Raw genomic sequence first — 6,541 nt, forward strand, 5'->3', positions numbered from 1 at the left:
ACGGCAGGCGTGCCTTACACGGTGAAGCGCGTGTCGCGTTCCAGCAATGCCGTCACCGCATCGGGCAACAGCGGCTCGCTGAAGTGATAGCCCTGCAGCACGTCGCATTGGTGGGAGGCCAGGAAGGACGATTGCGCGGCATCTTCCACGCCTTCCGCGCACACCTTCACGCCAAGGTTGTGGGCCAGCACGACCACCGTCGTGCAGATGGCGGCATCGTTCGAATCGCGGTCGATGTCCTTGACGAAGGCACGGTCGATCTTGATGAGGTCGATCGGCAAGCGCTTCAGATACGCCAGGCTCGAATACCCCGTACCGAAATCGTCGATGGCAATGCGCACGCCAAGCTGGCGAATGGCCGTGAGGTCTTCGATGGTGCGTTCGGTGCCTTCCATCAGCATCGACTCGGTCACTTCCAGTTCAAGGAAGCCCGAGCCGAGGCCATATTGGCGCTGCAGCTTGAGCAGCGTCGGCAGCACGGTGCCGCGTTTGAACTGCAAGGGCGACACGTTCACCGCGAGCGTCAGGTCATCAGCCAGGCCGCGCTTGTGCCACTCGGCGCGCTGCTGCGCGGCTTCGGTCAAGACCCAGTTGCCGATCTCGACGATCAGCCCGCTCTCTTCGGCCACCGGAATGAACGCAGCCGGCGGCAGCAACCCGCGCGTCGGATGAATCCAGCGGATCAGCGCTTCCAGCCCGCACACGCGACCGGTCTTGGTGTCGATCTGCGGCTGGTACAGCAGGCGGAACTGGCCCTGCTCCAGCGCGGCGCGAATCTGGTGTTCCAGGTTCAGCCGGTACGACACGCCGATGTCCATCTCGGGTGCGAAGAATTCCAGGCGGTTGCGGCCGTTCTGCTTGGCGTAGTACATCGCCATCTCGGCATGGCGGATCAGGGTATCGGCGTCCGCGCCATGCGCCGGGTATTCCGCCACGCCGATGCTTGCCGTCACGAACACCTCGTGCCCTTCCACGCGCACCGGCTCGGCAAACAGATCAAAGCCGAAATCGACACCGCGCGAACCGGCGTGCGAGATCACCAATGCAAACACGTCGCCGCCAAAGCGTGCAACGGTGTCCACCGTATCGGCGGCATCGCGCAGGCGCTCGGCCACCCGGCGCAGCACCTCGTCGCCCAGCAGGTGGCCCAGGCTATCGTTGACGACCTTGAAGCGATCGATGTTGACCAGCGCCACATAGAAGCGGCTGCGCTGGCGCGCGGCCATTTCCACCGACTGCTGCACCCGGTCGGCCAGCAGCGTGCGGTTGGGCAGGCCCGTGAGCGGATCGATCGTGGCGTGCTGCGCCAGGCGCGTGCGTGTCATCTCCTGCTCGGTCACGTCGTCCTGGATGCCGACGTAGTGCGTGACCGCACCCTTGGCATCTCGCACGGGCGAGAGCAGGAAGTTGTTCAGGAACGCGTGGCCGTCCTTGCGGAAATTGCGCAGCAGCACGCGGATCTCGCTCTCGTCGCGCAGGGCGGCGCGCACTTCGTTGAGCGCAGGCTGCCCCGGCTCCGATGAATGCAGAAAGCGCGCGTTGCGGCCCAGCACTTCTTCTGCGCGATAACCCGTCATGCGCTCGAAGCCGGGGTTCACGTACACGATCGGGAGGTCGGGCTGCTGCGCGTCGGCCACGGTAATGCCCGACGGCACCGATTCGACCACGCGGCGCAGCAGGCGCAGTTGCTCGTCGGATTCACGCCGCTCGGTGATGTCCTGCATGGTGCCGAACAGCGCGATGACCTCCTCGCGCTCGTTGCGCTCGATATTGCCGCGCGATAGCACCCAGCGGTGCTCACCGTCGCGGCGGATCATCTCCAGGTCAAGCGAGTACGGCTCACCCTCGGTCACGGCTCGGCTGGCGGCTTCACGCAGGCGGTTATAGCTGTCGGCCGTAAAGAACTGCGCCTGCTGCGCAAAGGCGGGCGGCGCGCCCGGCGGCATGCCCGTCAACACGTACATGCCCGAAGACCACGTGGTCGAATCGCGCAGCACGTCCCAGCGCCAGCTGCCCAGGAGCGCAATCTGCTCCGCCACGCGCAGGTTGGCTTCGCTGCTGCGCAGTTCCTGTTCAATTGCAGAGCGCTGCGAAATGTCGGTCACCCCGCCGACCATGCGGACCGCGCGGCCATTCTGATCACGATAAAGGCTCGCGCGAATTTCCACTGTGCGCGTGGCGCGGTTGGCGTCGATCACCCGGCAGACGTGCTGCCAGCTGTCACGGTCCGAATTCAGCACCGCGCGCAACTCGCGGGCGAAGGCATCGACGTCATCCGGGTGTACAAACTGTTGGAAGGTCAGCGTGCGCGACGTGCCCCCACCTGCGCCGTCGTCGTCCCCCGGACCCAGCAGCGCGTCGCTGCCAAGCAGCCGATGTAGGCTGGCGTTGGCCCAGGACTCGCCGGTCGCGATATCCCAGTCGAAGATCCAGTCGTTGGTGGCACGCGCCACGCGCTGAAAGCGTTCGGTCAGGCGGTGGACGGTGGCGTCGTGGCGCTGGATGGCGGCGCGCATTTCGTTGAAGGTGCGCTCAAGCAGCGAGAGTTCGTCGCGCGAGGCACCGTGCTCCGGCACGCGCGCAGAAAAATCGCCCGTGGCGTAGTGGCGTGCGGCGTCGACGAGCGCGTCGATGCGCGGCATGACCATCCGGCGCAGCGCCAACTGGATCAGTGCGAGCAGCATCACGACCATCAGGACGATGGCGCCCCCGCCGGCCAGCGTCACGTTGCGCTGCTGGCGAACGATGTCGGTGGCGTCCACGCCCCGCACGATCCGCAAATGCCCGCCGGCAGCATGCGGCACCACCATGGCGGCGTAGGCGCGGCGCACGCCGTCGGTGTCGTCCACCAGCAGCGGCTCGCCCGGCTGCTGCCCGGCTGTAGCCAGCAACGGCCCCTGCACCACGGCCGGCACTTGCGCAGCGCGCAAGGTGCCCTGCGTTGACAGCACGTTGCCGTCGGCATCCACCAGATAGACCGGCGCTTCCGGCATGCCATCCACGGCTGCCGCAATCAATGCGCTCTGCCGCACGGCCGCATACGCCACACCGCGGATGGCGCCGTCGCTGCCTGCCATCGGCCGCGCCAAAATCAGTACCGCCTGGCTGGAGGCGCGCCCGGTCACGAACGTCGACAAGGAAGGCTGGCCTGTCGCCAGGATCTCGTTGAGGTACGGCCGGTCCGACAGATCGACGCCGAGCTTCGCCGTGTCGGGCGTACATACCAGCTTGCGGTGGGCGTCGATGATGCCGAGGTTCGCGAGTTCAGTCTGGTTATGGAAGACGCGATTGACGAAGCTGCTGCACTCTTGCTGCTCCATGCGCAGCGCAGAATCGTCGGCAAGCAGCACCGAGAGAAGCGTATTGGCGTTGGAGAGCACCATGCCGACGCGCGCGGCGGCGGCCTCGGTTTCATGGGTCAGATGCTGGGCAAGGTGATCATTGAGCCGGTCACGGTAGAGCGCCACACCAGCAATCGCCACGACGATGGCCGGCAAGGCGGCCACCGCGGCCAGGGCGAGCAAGCGGCCGCGCAGCGTGGTGGGAAAGAAAGCGTGCTTCGGCACTTGAATGACCGGTAGAGCCTTATGTGGAGAGCGGATGCACTCTGCGGTTGCACGATGCGCGGCTCAAGGACCATCCCTCGGCGCACGATGCAGTTGCGGCATCGTGCCGGCTGACGGCTGACGCAGTGCGCAAGCATTTTGCTTGCAATTCCTATCACACGCAACTTGTGGATAGCCTGTAGTCGACCCGGCCGCAAATCGGCGCGGCAGGCGGCATGAGGGGCGCCGGGAGCGTCGGTGATATGGCGCCCGGGGCACCGTTGCCGCCGCCAGATCGATGGCACTGCAAGCTCGTGGTCACGGAGACGGCACCCTTGGGCGAAGGCCGCCCGCAGAGGGCGCGCGCCCATAGAAAAAGCCACCGGATAGCGGTATCCGGTGGCTTCAAGAATACGCTTTGAACGGGGAAGTTCAGCGCAGTTGAAGAATAGGCAATGGCCCCCGGTCAGGCCAATACCCAGGATAGGGTAATTTGGGAAAAACCCTGCATGGGCAGCGAATTTGGCCGCCGACACCGTCTGCGTGTGCGTTCCGCACAACGCCCCGCTCCGCAACAACCCGTCCTCCGAAATATCCATCCTAGCGACCCGGTGCCGCAGTCCGTCACACGGGATGTTGCGTTATAATGAAAACGATTCGCATTTAGCTTCCTTGCCTTACCACGTCACGTTAACGATCACGCACGATGCGGCTTTCCGAGCTTTCCCGCCGGGCGACGGCGGTGGTGGATCACGTTGAAGACCGTGAACCCGCCGATCCCATCAGCCAACGCCTGCGCGAACTCGGGTTCGTAACGGGCGAAGAGGTGCGCGTGGTGGCCGTCGGACCGTTCGGCGGCGATCCGCTCGTCGTGCAGGTGGGCTTTACCCGCTTTGCACTGCGCCGTCAGGAGGCTGCCCGCGTGCGCGTGCGCGCCGAATCGGCCACGCAACCCGCCGCCGCCATCCCGGCCTCCGAAACGGCCCCGCCCGCCAAGGTGCGCGAGGCGGCATAGCCCGCCTCCCACTGCCGCAGCTTTACGGCTCCGCTTATCCGGCTTCATGCAGATGCACGCTTCTTCCTCCTCCGCTTCCACACCCGCATTGCGCGTTGCCCTGGTGGGCAACCCCAACTGCGGCAAGACCGCGCTGTTCAACCTGCTGACGGGCAGCCGCCAGAAGGTCGCCAACTATGCGGGCGTGACGGTCGAGCGCAAGGAAGGCCGCTTTACCGCCCCGTCCGGCCGCCATGTGCAGATTCTCGATCTGCCGGGTGCCTACAGCCTGGTCGCCACCAGCCCGGACGAGGCCATCACGCGCGATATCTGCCTTGGCACGTTCCGCGGCGAGTCGCGCCCCGACATGCTGATCTGCGTGGTCGACGCCACCAACCTGCGGCTGCACCTGCGCTTCGTGCTGGAACTGCAACGCCTGGGCTTGCCGATGGTGCTGGCGCTGAACATGGTGGACGCGGCCGAGCGCCGCGGCATTCTCATCGACCGCGCCAAGCTGGAAACCGCCCTGGGCATGCCAGTGGTGCAGACCGTGGCCATCAAACGGAATGGCGCGGCCGACCTTGTCGCGCATATCGATCACGAACAACTGCCGGCCGTGCCGGTCGGGCTACCCGCCGATGCGGATCCGCACGTCGAAGTGAAGCGCCTGCTCGATGCCGCCGTGACCATGCCGCGCAGCACGGCCGAGCTGGACGACCGGCTCGACCGCATCGTCCTGCACCCGGTGCTGGGCCTGATGCTGCTGGCCGTGCTGATGTTCTTCATGTTCCAGGCGGTGTTCTCGTGGGCGCAGCCGCTCATGGACGGCATCCAGGGTGCCGTGGAAGCCGTGGGCGTGTGGGTCGGCAATGTCATGCCCGACGGCATGCTCAAGAGCCTGCTGGTCAACGGCATCATCGCCGGCACGGGCAGCGTGCTGGTGTTCCTGCCGCAGATCCTCATCCTGTTCCTTTTCATCCTGTCGCTGGAAGAATCGGGCTATTTGCCGCGCGCGGCCTTCCTGCTCGACCGGTTGATGGCAGGCGCGGGGTTGTCGGGGCGCTCGTTCATTCCGCTGCTGTCGAGCTTTGCGTGCGCGATTCCCGGCGTGATGGCCACGCGGACGATCCAGGACCCGCGCGACCGGCTGGTGACGATTCTGGTTGCACCGCTGATGACCTGCTCAGCGCGGCTGCCCGTGTATGCGCTGCTGATCGGCGCGTTCATCCCGGTGCGGCAGGTGTGGGGCCTGTTCAATCTGCAGGGGCTGGTGCTGTTCGGGCTGTACATGGCGGGCATCGTGTCGGCGCTGGTCGTCGCTTACGTACTGAAGTACCTGAAGCGCGATCGCAACGAGCACCCGCTCATCCTTGAATTGCCGTCGTACCGTCTGCCCAGCGTGCGCAACCTGATCGTGGGCCTCGTCGAGCGGGCACGCATTTTCCTGCGCCGCATCGGTACGGTCATCCTCAAGATGATGGTGGTGCTGTGGTTCCTCTCGACGTTCCCGGCACCGCCGGCCAACGCCACGCTGCCGGCCATCGATTACAGCTTTGCGGGGATGATCGGCCGTGCGCTTGAAGTCGTGTTCGCGCCGATCGGCTTCACGTGGCAGATGTGTATTGCGCTGATCCCGGGCATGGCGGCACGTGAGGTGGCCGTGGGCGCGCTGGCGACGGTGTACTCGCTGTCGGCAACGCATGAAGATGCGGCTGCGCAGCTGGCGCCGATCATCTCGCAGCAATGGTCGCTGGCCACGGCATTGGCCTTCCTGGCGTGGTACGTCTACGCGCCGCAGTGCATCTCGACGCTGGCCACCATCCGCCGCGAGACCAACTCGTGGAAGGTCATGGCGGGCACCGCCGGCTACCTTTTCGCGCTGGCCTACCTGGCCGCTTTCGCCACCTACCAGATCGCACGGGTGCTGACATGAGCGTGTACCACGTTGTCGAAACCGGCGTTGTCGCCACCGTCGTGGCATTGAGCGCATTGTCGCTGACCG

3 protein-coding genes are annotated in these 6,541 nt (G+C 65.7%); 2 read left to right on the forward strand and 1 reads right to left on the reverse strand.

Annotated features, from left to right (window positions below):
* Positions 1-14: 14 nt before the first annotated feature.
* On the reverse strand, positions 15-3,566 hold the full coding sequence (locus tag FUT88_RS13115; RefSeq protein WP_147215702.1) for an EAL domain-containing protein: 3,552 nt from the start codon (positions 3,564-3,566) through the stop codon (positions 15-17).
* A 685-nt stretch (positions 3,567-4,251) separates the two neighbouring features.
* Between FUT88_RS13115 and FUT88_RS13120 the strand changes: the two genes are divergently transcribed.
* Positions 4,252-4,560 (forward strand): ferrous iron transport protein A, encoded by a 309-nt coding sequence (locus FUT88_RS13120; RefSeq protein ID WP_147215704.1) that lies wholly within the window; start codon positions 4,252-4,254, stop codon positions 4,558-4,560.
* 46 nt (positions 4,561-4,606) lie between these two features.
* Positions 4,607-6,472: a ferrous iron transport protein B gene (gene feoB, locus FUT88_RS13125; RefSeq protein ID WP_147215706.1), complete on the forward strand. Its 1,866-nt coding sequence runs from the start codon at positions 4,607-4,609 to the stop codon at positions 6,470-6,472.
* Positions 6,473-6,541 lie beyond the last annotated feature (69 nt).

The sequence above is a fragment of the Ralstonia sp. TCR112 genome (assembly GCF_007997035.1).
In the GTDB taxonomy this organism is placed as follows: domain Bacteria; phylum Pseudomonadota; class Gammaproteobacteria; order Burkholderiales; family Burkholderiaceae; genus Ralstonia; species Ralstonia edaphi.

Bases quoted from the DNA above. Each gene is read 5' to 3' on its own strand.
- FUT88_RS13120 (WP_147215704.1), top strand. From the start codon at position 4,252: ATGCGGCTTTCCGAGCTTTCCCGCCGGGCGACGGCGGTGGTGGATCAC.
- feoB (WP_147215706.1), top strand. From the start codon at position 4,607: ATGCAGATGCACGCTTCTTCCTCCTCCGCTTCCACACCCGCATTGCGC.